Genomic DNA, 25,293 nt, shown 5'->3' on the forward strand with positions numbered 1-25,293 from the left:
AGAAAAGATGGATAAAAATAAAAAATATTTATTAGCATTAGCATTTATAATACCGTTACTTTTAATAATATATATATTTCAAATTAATTCTCATGAATCTGTAAAAGGAAATATAACAGTATGGGCAGATGAAAATACTTATGATTATTTATCTAAAATTGCAAAAGAATTTGAAGAAAGTAATAAAAGAGCTAATATTAAAGTAGTTAACATATCTAAAGAGGAGTATCTAGATAAGATAAAAGATACAGAAGAAGAAAAATTACCTAATATAGTTCATTTGGATTTTATTGGGATAAATGATTTTAAGGATAAAATAAAGATTGTTAATGAAACTAATGAAATAATTGAAACCTATAATAAAAATTTTAATAAGAATAGACTGAAACAGGTAGAATGTGATGGTCAGTATATGGGGGTTCCTTTAACTTCAAAGCCTATGGCATTATTTATTAGGGAAGATATTTTAAATAAATATGGATACAAAGTAGAAGATATAAATACATGGAATGATATGTTTAAAATAGGTGTTGAAATATTTAATAAAACAAATGGTGAAATTAGATTGTTTTCCAAAAAGGATATTGATAATTTAAAGCTTCTAATATCAGCGGAAATAATGCAAGAAAGTAATAATGAAAAAGAACTAAAAGCGAATATAGAGAAAAATATAAAATCTATTTTTAGTAGTGAGCTTATAAGTTATTATGGAGACTCTAATTATGTAGCAAGGATATCTTCTTTAGAAATTATTAAAGAACTAAATGAAGAATTAATACCAGGAAAATGGATATGTAAATTACCTCCAAGTATTAATTTAGGGGCTAATAAATTTTATGATTTAGGTGGAGAAAATTTAGTAATATTAAATTGTAATAATGATAACATAAAGTTAATAAGAAGCTTTATAAGTTATGCAGCAACAGATATAGAGTTATTACAGACTCAATTAATAGAAGGAAATATGTTTCCAAGTTCTTTATATACTTATAAAGATAAAAGTTTAGAGAGTAAAGTTAAAAATACTAATATACAAGGAAGTAGCCCTTTCGTAATATTTTGTAATATATCAGAAAGAGCTCCTATTTTAAAAGATTATAAATTAATTCAAGATATTAATAGCAAAATTATTGAAGAGAATTAAATATAGATTCATATGCTTTTAAAGTATTATTTGCTGTATGCCTCCATGAAAATTGGAGGCTTCTTTTATAACCTTTTAAGGCTAATGAGTTTTTTAAATCATCATTATTTAGTATATCAATTAAAGATTTTGCAAGTTCATCTTTATCAAAGGGATTTATAAGACTTGCTGTATCGCCTGTTACTTCAGGAATAGAAGTTAAATTAGATGTAATAACGGCAGTTTGACAGCTCATAGCTTCAAGCGGTGGTAAGCCAAATCCTTCATATAAAGATGGATAAGCAAAAACTTCAGCTCCATTATACAAAATTGGTAATACATTAGAATCTATAAATCCAGTAAAGGCTACAGAATCTTCAATATTTAAATCCTTAACTAGCTTTACTAATTTTTGACCTTCATCCTTAACAGCTCCACCAAGAAGTAAGGTATGAGGTATTTTTAAATCCTTTTTTATATTATTAAAAGCTAAAATAAGTTCTCTAACATTTTTTCGCGTACTAAATCCTCCTATGTATAGTATATAGGGGTTATTAATTTTAAAGTTCTCTTTTACATAGTTTTTGCAGTATTGTTTATCTAGAGGTTTAAAAGAGGAATTTGCAGCTAATGGAGTAACAAAAATTTTATCTTCAGGAAATCCATTAAAGAATCTTAAAATATCTCTTTTAGAATATTCAGAAACAGTAATGATACCTTTAGTTTGATTTATTATTTTAGGCATATCTCTAAGAAATCTTTCTAAGTAACCCTTACCAACAGTTTCAGGCATAAGATATGGAATTAAATCATGTATTGTGACTACACAATTAGTTTTATAATCATCAGTTAAACCTATTCCGTTTTGAGGTATATGATGTAGATCAATTTCATTATCTTTAATATAGTTAGGAAAGTAAAAATTTTCATAAAATCTACCATGTTTTCTAGAGGAAAAAACGATTTTACTATTATTATTTTTATAATTGTTATAATCTTCTCCAGTCCAAAATAGAGTATAATCATTATCTTTGTCTATATTAAGTAGTTCGGTAACTACATTTTCAGTATATGTTCCAATTCCCGTGCCTTTATACATGTTAATTCCTCTAGCATCTATTGAAATTTTCATAAAGTATCCTCCTTTTATCCTTATATTATTATAGATATTAAGTTTTTTAGTTTATATAACAGTATATTATTAATAATTTTATTAGGTGATAATAAACACAATAAAATATAAATTTCATATAATGAATTGAACCAAATCTTAAGGAGTAGTTTATGAATTTTTTAGATGTAAAAAATGTAATAGAAGATAATTACTCGTTAAATGTTATAGATATAGAAAAGGTTAAAAATACCTATAAGGTTAAGGCGGAAGAGGGAATTTATGGTGTTAAAGTAGTTAAATATGAATACCCTCATTTTTATTTCATCTTTTCTGCTATAAAGCATTTACAAAATAGAAATTTTAATAAAATACCAGAAATAATAAAAACAAATGATAGGTTAGATTTTATAAAGCTTGGAAATAACTATGCTTATTTAAATGAGTGGATACCATCAAGATCAACTAAATATGATGATTTATTTGAACTTAGTAAAGTAGCTGAAAAATTAGGAGAGCTTCATAAATGTAGTGAAGGGTTTTCTTTGGATATAAGTATGAAGCCAAGAATAGGTTGGTATTCATGGATACATGTTTTTGAAACTAGATGTGAGGAGATTTTAGATTTTAAAAAAAGAATAAGTCAAAAGGCATATAAATCAGAATTTGATAGCTTATATCTAGAAGCTGTTAATAGTGAAATAGAGAGAGGAAGAAGTGCTATTTTATCTTTAAAAGAAAATAAATATATAGAAATGATGGATAAAGAAGTATGTAAAAGAGGTTTTTGCCACCATGACTTTGCTAATCATAATGTTCTTTTAGATGAAGAAAGTAATATAAACATAATAGATTTTGACTATTGTATTTTAGATTCTCATTTACATGATTTATCTTCATTACTTATAAGAGCTATGAAAGGTGGAAAATGGAGTATTGAAAAAGCAAATTTAATATTAGAAAGCTATAGCAAAACTCATGATTTATATGAAGATGAATTAAAACTAATGAAAGGATTTATAGAATTTCCACAAGGATTTTGGCAAATAGGATTACAATATTATTGGGAGCAACAACCTTGGGGAGAAGAATTTATGGTAAATAAAATAAATAAATATTTAAGTGATAGAGAAAATAGAGAGAAATTTATAGAAGAATTTTTTTGATTGATATGGGGTGGTTAGCATAGAAAGTAGAGATATAAATACCTATTTAAAAAATAGAAATATAAAGGTGATAAATAAAAAAATTAAGAATAAAGAAAATATCAATGAAGAGGAAATAGCTAATCAAATTAATTTAATAGTACAGTTTCATAAGTTTATAGGAGAATATAGAGAAAATATAATGCCTAGAATAGGAAGCACAATAGGAAAGGATGTAGAAGATTACAAAGTTCAATTAAAAAAACTTACTTTAGATTTTAAAGAAAGGAAAGAAAAAAAAGATAAAAATGAAATAGACCTATATATAATTTCAAATGGTGAAAATTTATTAAATAAGGGTAATATTGCTATAAATCATATTATTGATAATAACTATAAGGACTTAATAAAAAGAAGTATGATAAATTATGAGGTGTGCTTAGGAAGAGTTGATGAAAGTAATTTAAAAGATTCTAAGTTAGAAAATTTTATAGAAATAAGTACGGTAAAATACCTATCTTATAATCTAATTGAACATGACCTATATAACTATATAAAAAAATTAAAGAAAAAGTTTATTCCTATAGAGGTTAATAAAATCATAGATTACTATGTAGATAAGTTAGGACTTTCAATATATAGTAAAGAATATTTAAGAGGTTTAATATATTATCCAAATGAAAGTTTAAAAGTATGGGAGAAATATATTTTAAATAAAAAAAACTTATCAAATGAAGAGTATTTAGAAGAGTTTAAAAAAGCTCAAATAATAGATGGAATATATAGTGATGGAGTGATTGGGGGAGATTTTTTTGATAAATAAAACAAGGTATATAGACAAGAGTATTTTATGTAAATATGACTTAAGTCAAGAGCTTTTCTCAGATTTGGGAATAGAGGTTGAAGATGTAATACCTTTAAGAAAAGTATTTATATTAACAACTCCTGTAGGAAAAAAAATTCTTAAAATTGTAGATTCAAGCGAAAGAAGATTAGAGTTTATAGACGAGTCTTTAAATTATGTTTCTAATAAGTACAAAAATATATTAAGTTATTGGAAAAATAAAGACGGGAAAATTTATAAGAAGTGGAATGGAAATACCTATGTTATATTAGATATGATTGAAGGAAGAGAAGCTACATTCTCAAATCCTATAGAAATTTCCATTTGTGCAAAAGCTATAGCAGGTATGCATAATGCATCTAAAGGAATATTTAAAGAATTAGATAATTCTTTAATACAAGGAAATGTAGGATGTTATTTACCAAAATATTTTGAAGAAAATTTAAATGATATGTTAGAACTAAAGAATTACGTTAGTAGATTCAAGTATAGAAATAAATTTGATGAGTTATTTTTAGAAAATGTAGATTACAATATTAATTATATAAAGAAAGCTAAGGAGCTACTTGCTTTATCTAATTATAATAGTCTTTTAGAAGATGATGATAAAAGAGTATTATGTCATAATGATTTAGCACACCATAATTTTATAATAGATGGTGAAGATGTAAAGATAATAGATTTTGATTATTGTAATATAGATACAAGAGTAGTTGATTTAGTTAATTATACGTCTAAGGTAATTAAGAATTTAGCTTATGATAGTGAAAAAGCTAAATTAATAATAGAAAGCTATAATAAGGTTAATACATTGACTAAAGATGAAGTTAAGGTATTTTATGCTTTAATAACATTTCCAAGAGATTTTGTTACTTCCGTTAAGGATTATTATTATAGTCAAAAGACTTGGGAAGAAGAAGTGTTTTTAAATAGATTTAGAAATAAATTATCAAATGAAGTATATAGAAGAGAGTTTTTAGATAAATTTATAGAAAATTTTAAGGATTATTTATACTAATAAAAAAGGTTGTATCAAAAAATATTTTTGATACAACCTTTTTATTAGTATTATGATAATTTAATTATAGATTTATATGCATCTATAGTATCTATAGCTGTGTTTTCCCAAGAATAATTAGAACTCTTTAATAATCCTTTTTTTATTAAATTATCTTTCAAAATAGGATCATTTAAAATATTTTCTATAGAATAGCTTATAGCATCTATATTAGAAGGATCAACTAAAATAGCAGAATCACCACATATCTCAGGCAAGGAAGTGACATTAGAGGCTATTACAGGGGTGCCACAAGCCATTGCTTCTAATGGAGGTAATCCAAAGCCTTCATAAAAAGAAGGGTAAATTAGAAGCTTGGAAGCATTATAAAATATGGGCAAATCATTTAAAGGAATAAAGCCTGTAAATATTACTGAATCACTTAAACCTAATTCATCTGCACGGTTTTTATATCTTTCATAGGAAATGCCTTTTTTACCTGTAATAACTAATTTAAGGTTTCTTTTTAAATTAGACTTTAAAAGTGAAAAAGCTTCTATAATACCGATTATATTTTTTCTTGGACTAAAGCCCCCAACATAAAGAATAAAATCTTTATCTATACCATATTTATTTAAAATTATTTTTCTACAAGTATTTTTATTTAGAGGTTTATATATATCTTCTGCTGCTAAATGGGTAACAAATATTTTTTCTTTTGGGAAATTAAATTCTTTTGCAATATCCTGTTTAGAGAATTCAGAAACAGTTAATATTCCTTGAGAATTATTAATAATATTAGGTAACTCATTATTAAAAATATTGAGATATCTATCACTAACAGTTTCAGGCATTCTAAGAGGAATTATATCATGTAATGTTATTGCTTTTAGACAAGATATGTTATTAGAAAGTCCTACTCCATTTTGTGGAACATGATAAAGTTCCATATTACTATCTTTTAATAGATTAGGAACTTTTACTTCTTCCCAAAAGTTATCCTTTGATGTAGATTTTAAGGATTCTATCTTAAAATTATTACCTAGATCCAGAGAGGAGCCTTCAGGTAAAAAAATAGAGTAGTTATTTTTTTTATCAAATTTATTTAAATTATTTATAAGTTGATACGTATAAGTGCCTATACCAGTTCCTCTATACCATTTAGCAGCTCTACCATCTATACCTATTTTCATAATTTAATCCTTTCAAAGTAATATTAGTTTATTATATTGTTAATAGTTAAAAAATGTTAATAAAAGTATGGATATACACATATAAATATAAAGGGGGTGAGCACTATGATGAGAGAATTCGAAATAGAAAGACAGTTTGATATTAAAATCGAAGTAATTAAGGCTAATAAAGGGGTTTACTATCTGAAAACTAATAAGGGAGAAAGATGTTTAAAGAAAATAAATTATGGTCCACAAAAATTATTATTTGTTTGTGGGGCAAAACAACACTTAATAGATAATGGATTTAAAAATGTGGACAAATATTTTTTAAACATAGACGGGGAACCGTATGCTCTAGTAAATGAGGATCTTTATACATTATCAGAATGGCTAGAGGGAAGAGAGTGTGACTTTCACAACATAGAAGAGGTTAAATTAGCAGCAAGAACATTAGCTACAATGCATGAAGCCTCTAAGGGATATGATCCTCCAGAAAATTCAAAACTTAAGAGTGACTTAGGTAGATGGCCTCACCTTATGACTAAAAGAATCAAGTCTCTAGATAAAATGAGAGACATGGTAAGAAAAAAGAATGGTAAAAACGACTTCGATTTATTATATCTAAAATCAATGGAATTTTATAAAGATATGGGAAGGAAAGCTTTAAAAACATTAGAAGAGTCTGATTATATGAAATTATGTGAGATTGCCGAGGAAGAGAAGAGCTTTTGTCATCATGATTTTACCTATCACAATATAATTTTAGATAATGAAGATCAAGCACACGTTATTGATTTTGATTACTGTAAAAGAGAAATAAGAACTTTTGATGTTTCAAACTTTATGATTAAGGTTTTAAAAAGAGTAGACTGGGATATAGAATTTGCAAAGGCGATAATAGACTCTTACAATGAAGTATATCCATTAAGAGAGGAAGAGTATAAAGTATTATATGCATTTTTACAATTCCCACAAAGATATTGGAGACTTGCAAATAGATATTATTACAATGAAGTAAATTGGGGACAAAATACTTTTAGTAATAAAATAGAAGCTATAATAAATGAACAAGATAAATTATTAAAGTTTTTAGAAGAATTTAAAAATGCATATACAATATCATAAAAAAGTGCGTAAAAGCACTTTTTTTTATTCACAAAAATATAAAATTATACATATTATGGAGAATAAACAATTTTAAAAGAGGAAGTTTTATGGTTGTAGGTGATTTAGTTGTAAGAAAATCTTATGACAAGGATATTACTTTCAAAATAATTGATATTAAAGAAGATGAAGAAGGCAATCCTATATATATTCTTAAAGGGATAAGCATAAGAATAATTGCAGATTCAACTAAAGATGATTTACAAAAAGTTGATGATGATTTTGTAGGAGAAAAAGAAAAAATACTTAACACTAGAGTAACTGAGGCAATAGATAAGGCAATTTCATTAAGGGGGGATACCAGGGCTATTAGAGCAATCAATAGCCGAGGAACCAAAAACTTAAAAGAAACACCCAATAAAGAATTAGTATTTGGAAGACCAGGAAAGATACTTCATATAGATGGCGATAAAGAGTATTTAGAAACTTGTTTAAAGGTATATAAACAATTATCTTTAGAAGCAGTTGGAATTTCTATACCTGAGAGAGAACAACCTAAAAAGGTAGTGGACTTAGTAAAAGAAATAAAGCCTGATATAGTTGTATTAACAGGACATGATGGAGTTCTTAGAGTTACAGATGATTATTTGAACCTAGATAACTATAGGAATTCAAAGTATTACATTGAAGCAGTTAGAGCTCTTAGAAATTATAATTCAAGTTATGATGAATTAGTTATTTTTGCAGGAGCTTGCCAAAGCTGTTATGAATGTATGTTAGATGCAGGAGCAAATTTTGCAAGTTCACCTAATAGAGTATTAATACATTGTTTAGATCCAGTTTTTGTATGTGAGAGAATTGCATATACAAGAATAGATAAGGTTGTATCCATTACTGATGTTATAGATAATACTATAACAGGTATAAAAGGTATTGGAGGACTTCAAACAAGAGGAAAATATAGAGAAGGTTATCCTAAATCAGCATATATTTAAAAAGATCCCTAAAATGGGATTTTTTTATTGAATATAAAAATAAATAAAATAAGTAGTATAAAAGTCTTAGATATAGAGATAATAATAAATGTATGTGTTATTTATAAATAAGTTTAAAGTTTACATTGACAAATGCATTGAAAAAATGTTAAAATATAAATTTTATTTGACAAAAATAGGGGGATGGGGTATAATGAAAAATAGGATAGTGTAAAGTTTCGTATGAAAAAATAGCTTATGGCTAATTTGGAATAATAGTTAAAAATATCTTTATAATATCTAAGAAAATTTTAAAATTGAATATGCTAAAAAGACCTTCGGTAACGGAGGCAAAAACTTAATCAATATTTGATTTTATGATTTATCAAGAAGTTTGTGATTCTTGCATATGTAATATGGTTTGTTGACCGAGACTGATAAGAATTTGCCACTTTGCAGACATATTGTCAATACCATCTAGTTGCTTTAATTCGTTTAAAGGGCGCCAGTAATTGTAAGGATGCGGGCGTAAGAAGTTGTAATAAGCAACCCAAAGGGAGAAGCCATAAAGAGCACCTTCATCACTTCCATAACCACAGGTACCCCTGTAGGAAGATTTAAAGGTACGGTTTAAACGCTCTACAACTTGCTTAACCCAACGAAATTCTTCAGATACTGGATCATCGTTAGTAAGTCCGATAACTTGAGTTAGATTAAATTCTTTATTTTTTTCTAATTCAAATTGTTGCTTCGCTAACGGATATGAACTGTAACCATCGGCAACGAAGTTTAAAGCTTTTCCAGGGAAGTCTTTAAACTTATCAAAAGCCATACGCATTGCTAGTATACAAGGGCCAGTATCTCTTGTATCAGATACTTGATAACCTAGAATAGACCTTTTACAAGCATCCATTACAATCCAGACATAATGCTTAATGCCTTTTACTTTTATATAAGTTTCATCGGCAGAAAGTATTTTAGAGGGTTTGTAATCAAAGGTATCAACAAACGGCTTAATAACAGCAGCTGCTGTTAGAGCATAATTAGCAACAGTTCTATGTGAAATTTTTATTCCATGAACTTCTTTTAAAACATGAGCTGTTTGTCTTGTAGACATTTTACAATTAACGTGATAAGTCAAGCATAGTCCCATTATATGCGGGCTAAACTTCTTAAAACTAAATCCGGTAGCATGTTTTGATATTGGATATAGATCCATTTTAAAGAAGTTAATATTAAATTCACGATATATGTAATGAAGCTTATACTTGTATTTATCACAAGGATCAATATTCTTTGGAAGATTCTTAAGATTTCTTTGATAGTATAAGCATTTAGAATTATTGCATTTATGTATTTTAAAGTGCTTGCGTTGCTTTTGTTCCGTAAGCGTAGCACCGCAATAAGGACATATAAATACTATTGGTTTAGTTGTGTGATTAGTTTCTTTAAATGTAAGACCACAAACTTTACATTGAAACTGTCCTTTACTGCCATTGTTATCGTATATATATTCATGTGGTGCACCACACTTAGGACATTTAGTTTTTTTAGGGATAGACTTCCCGTTCCGTCTTTGGACGGGTTTTACGGTCTTGTTATATTTATGTTTGTAATAAGCTAAAAGTAATATATAGTCTACCTTTTCAAATCTAATAATTGTGGGTAGCTTATCTACTTTGAATTTTTGGTATTCTGGACTATTAGAATCATCAAATATCATCTGGTTAAGTGGAATATGTTTTGAGATGAATAAAAGTAATTGACCGATAATGGCAATTAAATATTGATTATAAGTAATTAAATAAGTTATAATTGAATCCATAATAACGACATCCTTTCATGTGTGATTTTGTTTGGTTAGAGATTCAATTTTAACATGAAATTAGGGGGTCGTTATTTTTTTATACAAAAAAACTGGCGAAACCTTGATATATAAAGATTTAAAAAGAAAAGTAGTGTAAAAAACTTTACACTAACAAAAATAGAAAGAGGGTGTTTATATGGAAAAATTAAAAACAATAGCCACCATAAAAAGAGATATTGAAGATCATGTAGGCCAAAAGGTAACTTTAAAGGCTAACGGTGGTAGAAAAAAAATCCTAGTAAACAATGGAGTAATAGAAAGTACTTATCCAAGTATTTTTGTGGTTAGACTAGAAACTGACACCCAAAGGACCGTGACATATAGTTATTCAGATGTATTAACAAAGACCGTACAATTATATTTTGCTGTATAGAAGATGGAACTTCGTATTGACGAAGTTCCATATTTTTTTTTATTAAAAAACTTGGAGGTATACTTCTTCAAGTTTTTTAATATAATGTTATAGATAAAAAAATTACGTAATTCCTTTTAAATTAAAATAGTAGAATTATTATATATTATAAACGACTAGTAACTAATAAATAAATTTTTATAAAAAAAAGAAAGATGGTGGGTTTCCATCTTTCAACTATGGTATAAAAGGGTATTGAGAATTTATGAGAGGTTATATGGTCAATAACCACCTTTATAATACGACATAATTCTACTCTTGTCAACACATAAAACTAAAATAATTTTAAAAAATATTCTTTTTCGACAATCAATGCTTAAAAATAAGGAAAAATGATTATTAAATTACTGAAAATGTAAAAAAAAGAGTATGATTTTTGAAACAATATATTTATATATGAATAAATATATATCGATGTAAATATAAATTATAGTAGTTATTCTATAGGAGGGATAATATGTCACAAATAGATATAATAAAAGAGAGTGTTCAATATGAACAATTGATAAAAGAAAGTTCATCTAATCATGTGTTAAAAGGAGAATATTTAATTAGAGATTCACACCCAGATATGAAAGAAGTACTAGGGGTAGAGGGAAAAGCGAGTATTACTAACAAGGAAGTCCTTGGAGATAAAGTTATGGTAGAAGGTCAATTAAATTACACTGTATTTTATTTACCAAAAGATGAAGTAACATCTGATGCTCCATCAAATAAGATACATTCAGTAGAATTTACTGAGAAGTTTGCTAATTATCTTGATCTTGATAATGATGAACATAGAGTATTATGCGAAGTTGAATGTGAAATAGAACATATTGAAGCAAGCTGGATGAATGAAAGAAAAGTTGGAATTGATGGCTTACTTGCATTAAAGTGGGAACTTTATAGAAGTGGTGAGTTTGAATATGTAAAAGATATAGAAGGAAAAGAAGATATACAAATACTTAAAAAAGAAGAAACTATTAATTCAGTAAAAGGACAAAAAGATTTAGAGTTAATTGGAAAATCTATGATGAAGGTTACAATGGACAAACCTGAAATAGAAGAAGTATTAAAATGTTCAATGAATCTTCATAAAAAGGAAATTAAAGTTGGAGAAGATAGAATTTATGTAGGATGCTATTGTAAGATAGATGTTTTATATAAAGGGAAAGAAAATAAAGAACTTGTAACATTACAAGATGATGTTTATCTATCTAAAGAAGAAGAGTTAGTAGGTATAGGCAGTGATATGATAAGCACATTAGGACTAGAAGTTAAAAATAGTGAATGTACTATAGCAGCTGATGACTTAGGAGAAAGTAGAGTAGTTAATATTGAATTCCAAATTAAAGGTAAAGTTAAAGTATACTCTAAAGAGAAGATTGAATTATTAAAAGATGCATATTCTCCATCAATGAATGTGGAATTAAGTAAGGTTAATAATGAATTAGGCATAATTCAAGGAACAAATTCCACTGAGGTAATGGTAAAAGATAATATTTATGTGAAAGACGAAAAGGTTAAAATAGAACAAATAATTTGTACATCAGGAAATGCAAGCATACTAGAAAAGATAGTAGAAGACGATAGAGTTAGAGTAGAAGGCGTGATAAAAGCTATTGTACTATATAAATCTACTGATGAAGAAGTGTGTTATGGAATTGCAAGTGGAGAAATGCCATTTTCAACTTCAATAGAATTTAAGGGTGCAAAAGAAGGTATGGATGTAATAGCTAAAGCTTCACTAGAAAATATAGATGCAAGTATTGAAGCTAATACTATAGCTATAAGAGCTACAGTAGCTGTATCAGCAAAAGTATGTTATAAAATAAATAAAGAATGGGTTACAGACATAATAGAGGGACCAGAAGAAAAGAAAGAGAAAAAAGCTTCAGTTACTATTTATGTAGTAGGTAAAGAAGATACTTTATGGAATCTTGCTAAAAAATATTGTACAACAATAGATGAATTGATGAAATTAAATGATTTAGAAAGTCAAGAAGATTTAAAAGTTGGAGATAGAATTATAATTCCTGGAAGAGCAATATTTTAGTATATAAAAATATACAATTATCAATGGCTATATTGGTTATAAATGGATATCTAGAAACTATATGTTTTTAGATATCCATTTTTATTTTAATCCTAGAATTAACTTATAATTTTATTAGTTTATGAATAATAACAAAGAAGGGTGGATAAAATAACAAATGCAAGATTAGAGGTGAATTTATGAGAGAAAAGATAAGTGGAAACCTAATAATAATCGGGGGAGCGGAAGACAAAGAAGGAGATAAAGAAATTCTAAAAAAGGTTTGTAATTCGATAAATAAAGATAAGGACATAATTTTAGTAGCAACAATAGCTACTGAATATCCTAAGGAAGCTCTTCAAAAGTATAAAGAAGTATTTACTAAATTAGGCGTTAAAAATATAGAAAGTTTAGATATAACAAATAGAAATGAATCATTTGACAGTAAAAATATTAAAAATATTGATAAAGCTAATTTAATATTTTTTACAGGAGGAGATCAACTAAGAATAACAAGTTTAGTTGGAGGCACTCCTATTTACGATGGATTAAAAAGAGCAAGTGAAAGAGGTTGTATTATTGTTGGGACATCAGCAGGAGCATCAGTGATGAGTGATACTATGATTGTGCAAGGGGAAGATGAAGAATCACCAAGAAAGTGCACATTAAAAATGTCTCCTGGACTTGGTTTTATAGATAATGTAATTATAGATCAACATTTTGCACAAAGAGGAAGAATAGGAAGATTATTAACTGGTATAGCACAAAATCCAGAGGTATTGGGTATTGGAATAGATGAAGATACGGCTATTGTAGTAACAGATAAAGGAATAGCTGAAGTTATAGGAACAGGTGCTGTTTATTTTGTAGATGCAAGTTGTATAACACATAGTAATGTATCAGAGCAACATGGAGACGAAATATTAAGCATGTTTAATGTTAAATTACATGTGCTTAACGAAGGAAAAAAATTTAACCTTTTAAAAAAGTCACCTTGTGAGGAGGAAATTCGTAAAAATGAGAATGATAAAAACTAAAGTTTATGATGGGAGAAATATATACTCTCATAAGAAGTGCATTCGAATTGATGTAGATCTAGAAGGTTATTGTGAAATACCAAGTAAGGATATTGAAGACTTTAATTTCAATTTATTAAATATGATCCCAGAGTTAAATAATCATAGATGTGGAATTGATGAAGATCATGGTTTTGTAAAAAGACTAGAAGAGGGAACTTATTTAGCTCATATATGTGAACATATAATAATTGCAATACAAAACAATTTAGGAATTGAAGTATCTTATGGTAAATCAAGAGAAATAAAAGATGATTTATATTATATAATTTTTCAATATGGATACAAAAAACTTGGACTAGAAGTTGCTGGATTAGCTATAGATATAATAAATGCTTTAATAAATAAAGAGCCAATAAATCTAGAAGAAAGAACAGAAATATTAAAAGCAATATTAAAAGAAGAGGAAATTGGACCAAGTACAAAATCTATTTGTGATGCAGCAGTAGCTAGGGGGCTTCCCGTAACTAAATTAGGAGAAAGCGGCTTTTATCAAATAGGTTATGGTAAGCAAGGTAGAATTATAGAAGCATCTATTGCAGCTAATACAAGTTGTGTAGCTGTAGATATTTCTTGTGATAAATTATTAACTAAAGAACTATTAGAAATACAAAATATCCCTGTAGCAAGAGGCGAAAAAATATACAATATTGTAAGTTTAATTAAAAGTGCTGAAGAAATTGGGTATCCTCTTGTTATTAAACCTCAATATGGAAACAAAGGAAAAGGGGTAATTTTAAATATAAAAAATAAATATGAACTTATAAATGCATATAATAAATTATCTAGTGAATTTAAAAATTTAATGCTAGAAGAATACCATAAAGGAAATGATTATAGAGTATGCGTTATAAATTATGAAGTAGTTGCAGCTTCAAGAAGAATTCCTCCATTTATAATAGGAGATGGAATTAAAACTATAGAAAATTTAATAGATGATTTAAATAGTAGCCCATTAAGAGGAGAAGATCATGAAAAACCGTTAACTAAAGTGAAGATAGATAGGGGATTAGAAGAATATCTAAATGAACAAGGGGTAGGATTATATACAATTTTACCGAAGGGATTAAAAATAAAATTAAGAGAAAATGCTAATTTATCTACAGGAGGTGATTCTGTAGATTGTACAGATATTATTTGTAAAGAGAACAAAGAATTATGTATAAGAGCAGCTAAAGCAATAGGTTTAGATATTTGTGGAATAGATATATGTACAGAAGATATAGCGATTCCTATAAAAGATAATGGAATAGTAATGGAAGTAAATGCAGCACCAGGTTTAAGAATGCACTCTTATCCAAGTAAAGGAGAAAAGAGATGTGTAGGTGATGCTATAGTTAATATGCTATATAATAATAAACCTAAAAATATCCCAATAATATCAGTTACAGGCACTAATGGAAAGACAACTACAACTAGAGTAATTAGTCATGTTATTTCTAAAATGGGATATAAGATAGGTATGACTAGTACAGATGGAGTATATATTAATGATACGTGTATCCATAAAGGTGATGATACAGGAGCACAAAGTGCTAAAACTATATTGTTGAATAAAGAAGTAGAGGTAGCAGTTTTAGAAACTGCTAGAGGTGGTATTATAAAAAAAGGATTAGCTTATGATATAGCAGATGTAGCTGTAATAACTAATATCACTGAAGATCATTTGGGTATAGACGGGATAAATACAATGGAGGATTTATGCTTTACTAAATCTTTAGTTGCTGAAGCAGTTAAGGAAGATGGATATGTTGTATTAAATGCTGAGGATAAATGGACTAAAGAAATTATTAAAAGAGTTAAAGCACAAAAAGTATTCTTTAGCAAAAGAAAAGATAATAAATTAATACAAGAAAGTATAAAAAATGGTGGCATTGCAATATATATAGAAAATAACTATCTTACAGTAACTAATAACAATAGAGTATATAAAATATGTGATATAAATGAAATTCCTATAACATTAAATGGAAAGTTATCTTTTAATATAGAAAATACATTAGCTGTATGTGGAGCTTTAGTAGCTTTAGAAGTAGATTATTGTATGATTAAAAATGGATTAAATAGTTATGGTCTTAATTCAAAGAATAATTCTGGTAGATTTAATTATTATGATGTAAACGGAATTAATGTTATTTTAGATTATGGCCATAATATAGAAGGATATAGATCTGTTTTATCATCAGTAAAAGAAATAACTAAAGGAAAAGTATATGGAGTTATCGGAATTCCTGGAGATAGAAGTAATGTTATGGCAGAAGAAATAGGTAAAATATCATCAGGACTTTTAGATAAAATAATAATAAAAGAAGACTTAGATAGAAGAGGAAGAAAATCTGGAGAAACAGCTGATTTTATCTTCAAGGGAGTTAAAAATAATAATAAAAATATATCTACAAAGATAATATTAAATGAAGTAGAGGCCTTTAAAACTGCATTAAAAGAAAGTATTAAAGGAGATACTGTTATAATATTTTTTGAAGAACTAGAGCCTTTATTAGAGGTTATTAAAGAATATAAAGGGAATAAAAAAGAGAGTGAAAACTTAAGAATAAGTTCATTATAAAAATCTTAAATATTCTTATATTTACTATATTTAAAAAATATATATAATTAATATATGAAATTCAGGGTTATATAAAAACCCTGAATTTTATTTTAAATCTTACTTAGTAATAAAGATAAGAGTGAAAGGATTTGAATATATGAAGATTAAAGCATATGCTAAGGTCAATATATCACTAGATGTAGTTGGAAAGAGAGAAGATGGGTATCATCTATTAAGGATGATAATGCAAAATATAGATTTATATGATGAAGTTACTATAGAAAAACAAAAGGAAGGGATTTCTCTAAAGTGTAATAAACATTATATACCGATTGATGAAAGAAATTTGGCATATAAAGCAGCACAGTTATTTAAAGATACATACAAAATAAAATCAGGGGTTTGTATAAATATAAAGAAAAATATTCCCGTAGCAGCAGGATTAGCAGGTGGAAGTACTGATGCAGCAGCAGTATTTAAAGTTATGAATGATTTATTTAATATTAATGCTCCAGAAGAGGAATTAATGGAATTGGGTTTAAAATTAGGAGCAGATATACCGTACTGTATTAAAGGCGGAACTGCACTTTGTGAGGGAGTAGGAGAAATTGTTACTAGTTTAAAACCTTTTAAAAATAAAATATTAGTTTTAGTAAAGCCACCATTTGGAGTATCAACTAAATGTGTTTATCAAGAATTTAATTTGGCAAAAGCAATAAATCATCCTAAAACAGAAGAACTTATTACTGCAATGAATAGAGATGATTTAGGTTTTGTTAGCAACAATATGAAAAACTTACTTGAAAATGTAACTTTAAGAAAACATAAAATAATTATAGGAATAAAGGAAGAAATGAAAGCACAAGGGGCTATAGGGTCTATGATGAGTGGTAGTGGACCAAGTGTATTTGGATTTTTCGAAGATATGCTAAAAGCACAAAGATGTTTTGAAAAGATGAAAGAAAAATATGAAGATGTATATATAACAAGAACAATTTAAAAATCAATGTATAAACCTCCTAGAAGTGGCAATACTTTAAGTCATAAGGGGGTTTAGTATTATGAGAAAGAGATTTTTAACAGTAATTAGTTTTATAATTATAATGGGTTTATTTATAGGTTGTGAAAAGCAAAAGATTGGACAAGAAGTAGATGGAAAATTAGAAGTAAATTATGAAGATGTAGCAGATGAAATTATTAGGTTTCATGTTATAGCAAACAGTGATAGTGATGAAGATCAAGCTTTGAAACTTAAAATAAGGGACAAGGTTGTTGAATATGCATCAACTAAAGTAAGTGGATGTAAGACTTTAGATGACGCTAGAAAAGAAATTCTAAATAATCAAAAGGCTATGGAGGATATTGCCAGAGCAGTTATTAAAGAAAATGGTTATAATTATGAAGTAACAAGTATGTTATCAAGAGAGAATTTCCCAGACAAAATGTATGGTGATTTAGTATTTCCACAAGGTGAATATGAAGCTTTTAGAATATTAATAGGTAAAGCTAGTGGTCAAAACTGGTGGTGTGTAATGTTTCCGCCATTATGTTTTGTAGATGGAACAAAGGATGCTATTACAACAAATAAGACAGAAGAAAAGTTAGAAGAGTTAATGGATGAAGCTAAAGCAAAAAAAGATGAAGAGAAAAAAGTTCAGTTTAAATTTAAGTTATTAGAATCATTAAAAGGTAATTCTAATAAAGAGAGTAAATAGAATTAAATCTCTTGATTAATTCAAGGAAGAAATTTAAACTATATGATAGGTAAAATAAATTAATTTTAGGGGGAAACAAAATGACAAAAGCATTGGCTATGATATCTGGAGGACTAGATAGTATACTAGCAGCTAAGTTAATTAAAGATCAAGGAATAGAAGTTATAGGGATTTGTTTTAAATCATATTTCTTCAGTGAAGAAAGTGCAAAAAGAATGACAAAACAAATAGACATACCTTTAGAGGTTATAGATTTTTCAGAAGAACATATGAATATGGTTAAAAATCCTAAACATGGATGGGGTAAAAATATGAATCCATGTATAGATTGTCATGCTATGATGATGAGACACTCAGGTGAATTATTAGAAAAATTTAAAGCAGATTTTATAATTACTGGCGAAGTTTTAAATCAAAGACCTATGTCTCAAAATAGACAAGCGTTAAACATAGTAAAAAAAGAGTCTGGTTTTGCAAATAAAATTTTAAGACCACTATGTGCTAAGAATCTAGATGAAACAGAAATGGAACGTGATGGCTTAGTAGATAGAGAAAAGTTATTAAACATAACAGGAAGATCAAGAAAAGCTCAAATGGAATTAGCTGAAAAATGGGGAATTACTGAGTATCCATCACCTGCTGGTGGATGTAAATTAACAGAACCAGGTTATGCAATAAGATTAAAGGATGCTTTAGATCATTCTGATATAGTATCAGAAAATGAAATAGAGTTATTAAGATATGGAAGACATTTTAGAATATCAGAAAACGTTAAGGTTATTGCAGCAAGAACAGGTGATGAAGTAAAAGAAATAAAAAAATACATAGACGATAGCTTTTTAGCTATGAATGCGTCAAAATATACAGGAGCATTAGTTGTTGTTCAAGGTAAGCCATCAAAGGATGAAATTGATTTTGCAGCAAGAATAGCAGCTAGGTATAGTAAAGGGAGAGAAGAGCAAGAAGTAGAAGTTATATATGGAGTATATGGAACTAAGTTTGAAGACTCTATAAAAGTATCGCCTATAACTGATGAAGAATTACAAAAATATTTAATAGTTATTAAATAGGAGGCATATATGGAGAAAAATGCTGTTATTTCAGTAAAAAGTTTTACTGACTTAGATAAAAAGGATATTATAGAAGTTGTTACGCCGGGAAAGTTTTTAATTGATGAAGATGGATTTAAAGCAATTTATGAAGAAACAGAAATTTCAGGAATGGATGGAACTACAACAACATTAAAGATATTAGGAGATTCTTTTGTTTTAGAAAGACAAGGAAATGTAAGTACAAAGATGGATTTTAAGAAGGGTGAAACTTCTGTATCTTTATATAATACACCTTATGGAATGATGGATTTACAAATTCATACTGATTATCTAGAAATAGATATGGACGAAAATGGTGGAGATTTAATTGCTAAATATTCCATGGCTATATCAGGCCAAGAGCCGATAATGACTAAAATCTCAGTTAACGTAAAAATTCAATAATTTATATCTTAAAGACTTTGTATAATGATTAAATATACAAAGTCTTTAATTATTTTTAAAATAAAATTATCAAATAAATGTATATGGAATAAATAAATAGGACAGTATACAAAAAAAGAAGTTGTGAGGTGGTATTATGGTTAATTACACCCCAGGGATAGACAAGACAACTATAATTGTAACTGTTTTATGTAGGTATTTTAATATTACAAAAGATGAATTTCATATATTTATAAAAAAGAAAGAAAATAGATATTTATTATTGTTATTGTTAAAAAATTATAAATGTTTAGAAAAAGAAAAGTTACAAGCAATAATAAATGTAATTAGTGGAAAAACTATTAATTATAATTTAAGAAAAGCAGAGGAAAAACTCTTGATTAATAAGGATTTTAGAGAATTGTATTTTGAAATTGAGGAAGGATTAGATAAAATTATATAAAAAAACACGAAAAAAACACTAGATTTTAAAAAACAAGTGTGATAATATATAATCTATAATTTTAGACGCAAATTACCCATTTTATTTAGTGGGTGATTACTATTATATCAAGATAGAGTTATAGTGTCAACAGTAATTATAAAATATATTTCTCACAGGGAGGAAATTAATGAATACTAAATATATTTTTGTAACTGGTGGTGTAGTATCATCATTAGGAAAAGGAATAACAGCAGCTTCTTTAGGAAGACTACTAAAAAATAGAGGATTAAAGGTATCAATACAAAAATTTGATCCATATATAAATATAGATCCAGGAACAATGAGCCCATACCAACATGGAGAGGTTTTTGTAACAGATGATGGTGCAGAAACAGATTTAGATTTAGGTCACTATGAAAGATTCATTGATGAAAACTTAAGTCAAAACAATAATGTAACAACAGGTAGAATTTATTGGTCTGTTATATCAAAAGAAAGAAGAGGAGAATATCTTGGTGGAACAGTACAAGTAATTCCTCATATAACTAACGAGATAAAAGAAAGAGTTTATAGAGTATCAAAAGAAAAAGATGTTGATGTAGTTATAACTGAAATAGGTGGTACAGTTGGAGATATAGAATCATTACCATTTTTAGAAGCTATAAGACAAATAAAATACGATGTTGGTAGAGAAAATGTATGTTTTATACATGTAACATTAGTACCTTACTTAGGAAAAGCTGGAGAATTAAAAACAAAGCCAACTCAACACTCAGTTAAAGAATTAAGAAGTATAGGAATTCAACCAGATATAATTGTATGTAGATCAGAACAAGAATTATCAGATGATCTAAAATCAAAAATAGGTCTATTCTGTAATTTAGAAGGTAGATGTGTAATACAAAATTTAGATGCTGAACATTTATATGAAGTTCCACTTATGTTACATAAAGAAGGTTTAGATAGATTAGTTTGTGAAAAGTTAGAATTAGGATGTAGAGACATAGACAATAGTGAATGGACAGAAATGGTTGAAAATGTTAAAAATCTTAGTAAGAATGTAAAGATAGCTTTAGTTGGAAAGTATGTAGAATTACATGATGCATATATTTCAGTAGTAGAAGCATTAAATCATGGTGGATTAGCCAATGATTCTAATGTTGAGATAAAGTGGATTAATTCTGTTGATGTAACTAAAGAAAATGTTAATTCTTTATTATCTGATTGCCAAGGGTATTAGTACCTGGTGGATTTGGAGATAGAGGAATTGAAGGAAAGATAGAAGCTATAAGATGGGCAAGAGAAAATAAAAAACCTTTCTTAGGAATATGTTTAGGAATGCAATGTTCAGTAATAGAATTTGCAAGAAATGTATTAGGATTTGAAGGTGCTAACAGTTCAGAAATAGATAAGGATACTAAATTCCCTGTAATTGATATAATGTCAGATCAAAAGGATATTGAATATTTAGGTGGAACTATGAGACTAGGTTTATATCCATGTAAACTTAATGAAAATAGCACATCTTATAAAGAATACAATGATGAGCTTATTTATGAAAGACATAGACATAGATATGAGTTTAATAATGAATTTAGAAAGAGAATTACTGAAGCTGGAATGAAGATTGCAGGAACAAGTCCAGATGAAAGATTAGTAGAAATAGTTGAAGTAGAAGATCATCCATGGTATGTGGCAGTACAATTCCATCCAGAATTAAAATCAAGACCAAATAGACCACATCAATTATTTAAAGGATTCATAAAAGCAGCGGTAGAAGATAGTGAAAAATAATCATTAAATAATATAGAGTAGAGATTTAAATTTCTACTCTATATTATTTTTTTATACAAAATTATATCTATCGTATATCTTTATAAAGAGAAATTTTATATTATTTTAGTTTAAATTATAAAATATAGGGGAAAATTTATAGAGTAAGTAGGCAAAATTATCTTGAAAAAAGTATTTAATTACATCATAATGTATACTACAGATAGAAATCTTAAAAGCATATCTTTTAGTTATAAGTATATAACAATTTTCCCAAAATTTAAGTTTAAAATTAAATATGGTTTTAGTGTTGTATATATAAGAGAGTTTAATTATAACAAGAATAATTAACAATTTATATAAAATATGTAAATTAGTTTAATATAAGGTGGAGGTGCCATTTTGACCAAAGAGGTATATGAAAAGAAAACATTAGCTGAGTTAAAAGAAATAGCTAAAGAAAAAGGAATAAAAAACATAAGTAAATTAAAAAAGTTAGAACTTATAGATGCTATTATAGATAATTCACCTAAAGCTATAGAAAAGAATGGAGTAATTTTACAAGAAAGAATAATGCCAAAACAAGGGAACATATTAGAAAATAAAACTGATATTAGGGAAGAGAATAGAGAAGAAAAGAAAGAAAGACTTAAGGTTATGATAAATGAATCTAATACAGCAAAAGGTGTTTTAGAGATTTTAGAAAATAATAATTTTGGCTTTTTAAGATGTAATAACTATCAAACAGGTGAAAATGATATTTATGTATCACCATCTCAAATTAGAAGATTTAATCTTAGAACTGGAGATGAAGTAGAAGGTAAGGTTAGGGAAGCTAAAGAAGGAGAAAAGTTTAAAGCATTACTTTATGTAGATAGAGTAAATGGAGAAAATCCAGAAAGAGCTGTAGGAAGAAAATCCTTTGAAACATTAACTCCAATATATCCTAAAGAAAGATTACATTTAGAAACAAATAATGAAAGAGATTTATCATCTAGATTAATGGATATTGTTTGTCCTATAGGAAAAGGTCAAAGAGGTATAATAGTAGCTCCACCTAAAGCTGGTAAAACCACATTGTTAAAGAAAATAGCTCAAAATATATCTAAAAATTATCCGGAAATAACTTTAATAGTATTACTTATAGATGAAAGACCAGAAGAAGTAACAGATATGAAGAGATCTATAAATGGTGATGTTATTTATTCTACTTTCGATGAAGAACCTCAAAATCATACTAAAGTTTCTAGAATGGTTTTAGAAAGAGCAAAAAGAATGGTTGAACAAGGTAAAGATGTAGTTATATTATTAGATAGTTTAACAAGATTATCTAGAGCTTATAATCTAACTATAACACCAACAGGTAGAACATTATCAGGTGGTCTTGATCCAGGAGCATTACTTATGCCAAAGAAATTCTTTGGAGCAGCTAGAAATATTGAAGAGGGTGGTAGCTTAACTATATTAGCTACAGCATTAGTAGATACTGGCTCAAGAATGGATGATATGATTTTTGAAGAATTTAAAGGTACAGGAAATATGGAAGTACATTTAGATAGAAAACTTCAAGAAAGAAGAATATTCCCAGCTATTGATATTTATAAATCTGGCACTAGAAAAGAAGATTTAATATTAAATGAAGAAGAAAAAGAAGTAGCTTATTCAATAAGAAAAGTAATGTATAAAGAAGGTAATGTTGAAAATGTAACGGAAAAACTTATAAATATGTTATCTAAAACTAAAAATAATAATGAGTTTATAAGTATATTTAATAAAAGTGAAATAGAACGTAAATAAAAAGAAGGGACTTATTATCCCTTCTTTTTATTTATTAAACTATCAGCGAGTTTAACAATATTACTTTTAGAGTAACTACTAGCTAATAAGTTAAGTCTATCACGCATATCTTGTAATTTTTTTGGGTTATCTATTAAAGAATCTACAGCTAGATTAAGTTCTAGTAAATTATCAATATACAATGCATATCCTTCGGATGTAAGGAATTCAATGTTTTGAGTTTCTTGTCCAGGGATTGCAAAAGGTATTAAAATAGGTAACTTTTTATTTATTGATTCTGTAACTGTTAATCCGCCAGGTTTACTTATTATTAAATCTGAATAGTCCATTAATGAATCAATATCTCTAGAAAATCCTAATATATGAAGTTTTTTATCTTTAATAATATGTTTATATTCTTTAAGCAAATCTTCTTTAAGTTTATGATTATTTCCACATACAACTGTAATTCTAAGCTTATGAGAATTATTTAATAGTTCTTTTAGTACATAAGATATATTTTTAAGTCCCATACTACCGCTCATTAATAATATATTAAAATATTCATTATCTTTAGTGGCATGTATAATTGAATTGTGTTGAAGAAATTCATCTTTAACTGGGATACCAAAAGGGAAAATTTTCTCTTTAGATATTCCTCTTTTAGATAAATCTTCTTTAGTAAAATTACTAGCAGTTATATAAGCATCTATATTTTTATCTATATAAGTAGAATGGGCTTTAAAATCTGTTACTATAGATATAACAGGGGTTTGTAAGCCTTTTCTTTTTAGAGTTCCCATAATATTAACTGCAAATGGATGAGTAAGTAAAATAACATCGGGATTTACAGTATTGATATATTTAAACATTTTTTTTCTAAGTAAAAAACAAATTACTGTAAGAGCCTTATTACTAAGGAAACTATCAGTAAGCTTATAAAGAAAGCCGTAAGTTTTTTGGAAAATAGAGGCGGATATTTCATAACCACCAACAAAGGCTTTGGTTAATAATTTGCTGTTACTTACTAAGAAATCATTTATTATAACTTCATAACCATTAGCTTCAAAAGTTTTAGAGATTGACTTTGCAGCTTGATTATGACCTTCTCCGGTTGAAGTACTAAATATTAAAATTTTCTTCATAATTTAAAAACACTCACTTTTTACTAATATAAAATTTAGAATGAATATGTATAGTATTCATTATTATATCATAAATGAGAAAGAAATTATTTTAAATATAAGAAAAATGGGAAAGAACAAGTCTTTCCCAGTATTTTCTATTTGTTAAGGTTGAATCTCTTGTTGAACTTATCAACTCTTCCGCCAACATCAACGATTTTTTGTTTTCCAGTGAAGAATGGGTGGCATTTAGAGCATATTTCTACTTTAAGTTCGTCTTTAACAGAACCAGTTGTAAAAGTATTTCCACATGCACACTTAACTACAGCTTCATGGTTGTATTCTGGATGTATGCCTTCTCTCATATTTTTCACCTCTTTCGATTGTTACATAACTTCTAGAGTATAGCATAACACTAAAAAACAGTCAATAAGAATAGCTATTAAAGGAATGTGTTTAAATAAGTAATTTTTAGTAAAAGTATGTAAAGTGGGAGAAAATAGTGAGACATAAAAATTAAAAATATCAATTAATACAAGTGAAATAAATATAGCTATATGGATTACATAATAGCAAATATTTTCTTTGTTAA

At 27.3% G+C, this 25,293-nt stretch carries 21 protein-coding genes and 1 pseudogene; 17 read left to right on the top strand and 5 right to left on the bottom strand.

Annotated features, from left to right (window positions below):
- Positions 1-7 precede the first annotated feature (7 nt).
- Positions 8-1,144 (top strand): ABC transporter substrate-binding protein, encoded by a 1,137-nt coding sequence (locus BTM21_RS00735; RefSeq protein WP_021876632.1) that lies wholly within the window; start codon positions 8-10, stop codon positions 1,142-1,144.
- Here the strand turns inward: BTM21_RS00735 and BTM21_RS00740 are convergent.
- A complete protein-coding gene (locus tag BTM21_RS00740; RefSeq protein WP_079481645.1) occupies positions 1,128-2,255 on the bottom strand; it encodes a glycosyltransferase family 4 protein in 1,128 nt (375 codons plus the stop codon). The two genes, BTM21_RS00735 and BTM21_RS00740, sit on opposite strands and share 17 nt — an antisense overlap.
- Positions 2,256-2,407: 152 nt before the next feature.
- On the opposite strand from BTM21_RS00740, the gene BTM21_RS00745 reads away from it, so the two are divergent.
- The 3 genes from BTM21_RS00745 (at position 2,408) to BTM21_RS00755 (ending at position 5,241) form a co-directional block, all read left to right on the top strand.
- Positions 2,408-3,400 (top strand): CotS family spore coat protein, encoded by a 993-nt coding sequence (locus tag BTM21_RS00745; protein WP_021876630.1) that lies wholly within the window; start codon positions 2,408-2,410, stop codon positions 3,398-3,400.
- A 67-nt stretch (positions 3,401-3,467) separates the two neighbouring features.
- The gene (locus tag BTM21_RS00750) at positions 3,468-4,202 is read left to right on the top strand and encodes a hypothetical protein (RefSeq protein ID WP_131431664.1); all 735 of its coding nucleotides are present in this window, start codon (positions 3,468-3,470) and stop codon (positions 4,200-4,202) included.
- Positions 4,192-5,241, top strand: coding sequence for a CotS family spore coat protein (locus tag BTM21_RS00755; protein ID WP_242944820.1), 1,050 nt, complete (start codon positions 4,192-4,194; stop codon positions 5,239-5,241). The genes BTM21_RS00750 and BTM21_RS00755 overlap by 11 nt, the downstream gene beginning before the upstream one ends.
- 50 nt (positions 5,242-5,291) lie before the next feature.
- On the opposite strand, the gene BTM21_RS00760 is transcribed toward BTM21_RS00755, so the two are convergent.
- A complete protein-coding gene (locus BTM21_RS00760) occupies positions 5,292-6,413 on the bottom strand; it encodes a glycosyltransferase family 4 protein (protein WP_021876627.1) in 1,122 nt (373 codons plus the stop codon).
- A gap of 105 nt (positions 6,414-6,518) precedes the next feature.
- On the opposite strand from BTM21_RS00760, the gene BTM21_RS00765 reads away from it, so the two are divergent.
- Both BTM21_RS00765 and yabG read left to right on the top strand, forming a co-directional pair.
- Positions 6,519-7,520 (top strand): CotS family spore coat protein, encoded by a 1,002-nt coding sequence (locus BTM21_RS00765; RefSeq protein WP_021876626.1) that lies wholly within the window; start codon positions 6,519-6,521, stop codon positions 7,518-7,520.
- Between the two features lie 89 nt (positions 7,521-7,609).
- A complete protein-coding gene (gene yabG / locus BTM21_RS00770; protein WP_021876625.1) occupies positions 7,610-8,494 on the top strand; it encodes a sporulation peptidase YabG in 885 nt (294 codons plus the stop codon).
- A 364-nt stretch (positions 8,495-8,858) separates the two neighbouring features.
- Here yabG and BTM21_RS00775 read toward each other — a convergent pair whose 3' ends face one another.
- The gene (locus tag BTM21_RS00775) at positions 8,859-10,298 is read right to left on the bottom strand and encodes a DDE-type integrase/transposase/recombinase (RefSeq protein WP_079481036.1); all 1,440 of its coding nucleotides are present in this window, start codon (positions 10,296-10,298) and stop codon (positions 8,859-8,861) included.
- A 178-nt stretch (positions 10,299-10,476) separates the two neighbouring features.
- Between BTM21_RS00775 and BTM21_RS00780 the strand changes: the two genes are divergently transcribed.
- The 11 genes and pseudogenes from BTM21_RS00780 (at position 10,477) to rho (ending at position 23,598) form a co-directional block, all read left to right on the top strand.
- The gene (locus tag BTM21_RS00780) at positions 10,477-10,713 is read left to right on the top strand and encodes a Veg family protein (protein ID WP_079481644.1); all 237 of its coding nucleotides are present in this window, start codon (positions 10,477-10,479) and stop codon (positions 10,711-10,713) included.
- Between the two features lie 496 nt (positions 10,714-11,209).
- Complete coding sequence (locus tag BTM21_RS00785) at positions 11,210-12,790, top strand: DUF3794 and LysM peptidoglycan-binding domain-containing protein (RefSeq protein ID WP_021876624.1); 1,581 nt, start codon at positions 11,210-11,212, stop codon at positions 12,788-12,790.
- Positions 12,791-12,969: 179 nt separating this feature from the next.
- On the top strand, positions 12,970-13,806 hold the full coding sequence (locus tag BTM21_RS00790; protein ID WP_021876623.1) for a cyanophycinase: 837 nt from the start codon (positions 12,970-12,972) through the stop codon (positions 13,804-13,806).
- Positions 13,787-16,411, top strand: a complete 2,625-nt coding sequence (gene cphA / locus BTM21_RS00795) for a cyanophycin synthetase (protein ID WP_079481643.1) — start codon at positions 13,787-13,789, stop codon at positions 16,409-16,411. The genes BTM21_RS00790 and cphA overlap by 20 nt, the downstream gene beginning before the upstream one ends.
- Positions 16,412-16,550: 139 nt before the next feature.
- Positions 16,551-17,393: a 4-(cytidine 5'-diphospho)-2-C-methyl-D-erythritol kinase gene (gene ispE / locus BTM21_RS00800; RefSeq protein WP_079481642.1), complete on the top strand. Its 843-nt coding sequence runs from the start codon at positions 16,551-16,553 to the stop codon at positions 17,391-17,393.
- Positions 17,394-17,454: 61 nt separating this feature from the next.
- On the top strand, positions 17,455-18,108 hold the full coding sequence (spoIIR, locus tag BTM21_RS00805) for a stage II sporulation protein R (protein ID WP_079481641.1): 654 nt from the start codon (positions 17,455-17,457) through the stop codon (positions 18,106-18,108).
- An 80-nt stretch (positions 18,109-18,188) separates the two neighbouring features.
- Positions 18,189-19,178 carry a DUF814 domain-containing protein gene (locus BTM21_RS00810; protein ID WP_079481640.1) on the top strand — a complete coding sequence of 330 codons (990 nt, stop codon included), beginning with the start codon at positions 18,189-18,191 and terminating at the stop codon, positions 19,176-19,178.
- A 9-nt stretch (positions 19,179-19,187) separates the two neighbouring features.
- Entirely contained in the window at positions 19,188-19,604 is a 417-nt protein-coding gene (locus tag BTM21_RS00815) for a YwiB family protein (RefSeq protein WP_021876618.1), read from the top strand.
- 136 nt (positions 19,605-19,740) lie between these two features.
- Positions 19,741-20,046 (top strand): hypothetical protein, encoded by a 306-nt coding sequence (locus BTM21_RS00820; RefSeq protein WP_079481639.1) that lies wholly within the window; start codon positions 19,741-19,743, stop codon positions 20,044-20,046.
- Between the two features lie 169 nt (positions 20,047-20,215).
- A pseudogene (locus BTM21_RS00825) lies at positions 20,216-21,822 on the top strand (CTP synthase).
- Between the two features lie 381 nt (positions 21,823-22,203).
- A complete protein-coding gene (gene rho, locus BTM21_RS00830) occupies positions 22,204-23,598 on the top strand; it encodes a transcription termination factor Rho (RefSeq protein ID WP_021876615.1) in 1,395 nt (464 codons plus the stop codon).
- A gap of 14 nt (positions 23,599-23,612) precedes the next feature.
- Here rho and BTM21_RS00835 read toward each other — a convergent pair whose 3' ends face one another.
- Together BTM21_RS00835 and rpmE are read right to left on the bottom strand one after the other, a co-directional pair.
- Positions 23,613-24,722, bottom strand: a complete 1,110-nt coding sequence (locus BTM21_RS00835) for an MGDG synthase family glycosyltransferase (RefSeq protein WP_021876614.1) — start codon at positions 24,720-24,722, stop codon at positions 23,613-23,615.
- A gap of 137 nt (positions 24,723-24,859) precedes the next feature.
- On the bottom strand, positions 24,860-25,066 hold the full coding sequence (gene rpmE / locus BTM21_RS00840; RefSeq protein ID WP_021876613.1) for a 50S ribosomal protein L31: 207 nt from the start codon (positions 25,064-25,066) through the stop codon (positions 24,860-24,862).
- Positions 25,067-25,293: the final 227 nt, after the last annotated feature.

Source organism: Clostridium chauvoei (assembly GCF_002327185.1).
Lineage (GTDB): Bacteria > Bacillota > Clostridia > Clostridiales > Clostridiaceae > Clostridium > Clostridium chauvoei.